The organism is Hydrogenophaga sp. T2 (assembly GCF_049843535.1).
Lineage (GTDB): Bacteria > Pseudomonadota > Gammaproteobacteria > Burkholderiales > Burkholderiaceae_C > Hydrogenophaga > Hydrogenophaga crocea.
This window is the reverse complement of record NZ_JBBHZJ010000019.1, coordinates 1-1,531: the sequence shown is the minus strand read 5'-3', so window position 1 is coordinate 1,531 and position 1,531 is coordinate 1. Positions and strand designations below refer to the sequence as shown.

1 protein-coding gene is annotated in these 1,531 nt (G+C 75.9%); it reads right to left on the bottom strand.

Annotation, left to right across the window (positions count from 1 at the left end):
- Positions 1 to 1,531 (bottom strand): DUF6531 domain-containing protein (locus tag WDZ95_RS22215; RefSeq protein ID WP_425781701.1); only part of this gene is annotated, 1,531 nt, incomplete at both ends.

Below are 1,531 nucleotides of genomic sequence, written 5' to 3'. Positions count from 1 at the left end.
GCACACGGCCCGTGTCGGGCTCGCGCGCCACGCGCACCCCCTCACCCCCCGGCCCTGTGATCTGCACCACCCGGTCGCCGCGCGCGTCCCAGCCGTAGCGCGTGATGTCCGAGTCGGCCGGGCTGTTCTGCGGCCCGTTGGGCAAGGGCCCGTCCTGCTGCACGCGCACGCTGCGCCCGTTGATCGTCGCGTAGCGGTATTCGGTGCTGCGCTCGATCGCCACGCCGCTGGGCACGAAGCGGCCTTGCCCGTCCACCGGGCTGTACCCGCTTTCGTCCACCCGCAGCAGCTGCCGCGCCGCGTTGTAGGCCAAACGCAGCGTGTGCACCCGCCCCGCCACCACGCTCGGGCGCTCGATGCGCCGCGGCTGCGGGTCGGGCAGCGCGTCGGGGTCGGTCGTGTCGAGCGGCGCGTAGGCGTAGCGCACGCGCCACTGCGCGGGCAAAGGCCGGCCGCGGTGGTAGCGCAGGAGGCTGCGCTGCGTGACGCGGCCCTGCGCGTCGCGCTCGGTGCGCTGCGTGAGCACGGGCCGGCCCCGCGCGTCGAGCCGGGTCTCTTCGACGAGCCGGCCCAGGCGGTCATAGGCGTAGCGCACGTTGGTCGGCCCGCAGGCCGCGCAGCCCGCGCCGCGCACCTGCAGGATGCGCGGCTGGCCCGCCACGAGGGCCGTGGTGTGGTCGGTGGTCTGGCCCAGGCTGTTGGTGAGCCGGGTGTGGCCCTGGCCGGCGCGGCCGCCGTGCGTGGGCAGCCATTGCAGGCGCACCTGTTCGAGGCCGGGCGCACCGGCGCGGCGCTCACCCTTGAAGCTGAGCACGGCGCGGCCCTGCGCGTCGTAGGCCCAGGTGCTCAGGCGCTGCGGGGGCGGCCCGCCCTGCTGTTCGCTGATGCCGGTGAGCAGCACGGGCCAGCGCGGGTCTTCGTGGTGGTAGTGGCGCACGCGCGCGGGCTGGCCCGCGGCGGCGGGGGCGGTGACGCGCACCAGGCTGGCGATGCGTTCGCGCGGGTCGGCGCGCGAGCCCGCGGGCAGCGCGGCGCCGTGCGCGTAGCCGAAGCGGCCCACGGGGGTGTCGATGGCGTACACGCCGCGGAAGGGATCGCGGCTGTGTTCGCCGCGACGCCCCGGGTAGTGCAGCACGAGCCGCCGCCCCGCGGGGTCGATGACCTCGCGCAGCCAGCCGCGTTCGTCGTGGCGCAGGCTCAGGAATTCGCCGCTGGGCACGCGGATCTGTTCGAGCCGGCCCTGGCGGTTGAAGCGCAGTTCGCGGCCGTCGGCCCAGGTCCAGACGTGTTCGGTGCCGCCGGCCACGGCCTGCGCGCGCACCCGGCCTTGCAGGGGCTCGCGGGTGCGGTAGGTGCCGGGGCGCTGGGGCATGCGCTCGAAGCGCAGCCGCGTGCCGTCGCCCTGCACGATCTGCAGGCCGTCGCCGCGCACGCGGAGTTCGCTCTCGTAGCTCAGCCGCCAGCCGCGCCCGAGCACGCCCTTGCCGTGTTCGGCGCTGTTGTAGTGGCGCACGAGTTCGAGCCCGAGCAC